We start from the raw sequence: 358 nt of genomic DNA on the forward strand, positions 1-358 counted from the left end.
TTCTGTCGGCGCCACACCTAGTTCATCTAATAATACTTATATGCGTCACATAGGTGCAGGGTTTTTCACTGAGTGGGGCCGCATGGTTAATTACTCTGGTGCGGACTTTTTCACCGGCGACTACTGGACGAGCGACGGAGTAGGTATTCGCGATAGCTTCACTGTCCACGAGAACAACGGCAGGGTTAGCCGCGGTGACGTTGACAATAGCGAGCACGCTGTTTGCACCACACCTTAGCTTTTATTTCTTAGTCCTTAATCCTTAGGCCGCGGGGGGCGGTTATGGTGCAGATAGAGGATAATTTATCAAAGAATAACGCCCCCGCGTAAGTTGGGGCGTTTTCCCTTAGGGTTGCGC

The 358-nt window shown here is 51.1% G+C and carries 1 protein-coding gene; it reads left to right on the forward strand.

The features are described 5' to 3' along the window. The coding region (locus GQ598_RS10970; protein WP_202112766.1) for a hypothetical protein at positions 1-238 on the forward strand (238 nt) is incomplete at its 5' end. Positions 239-358: the final 120 nt, after the last annotated feature.

The sequence above is a fragment of the Gilliamella sp. Pas-s95 genome (assembly GCF_009795795.1).
In the GTDB taxonomy this organism is placed as follows: Bacteria; Pseudomonadota; Gammaproteobacteria; order Enterobacterales; family Orbaceae; genus Gilliamella; species Gilliamella bombicola.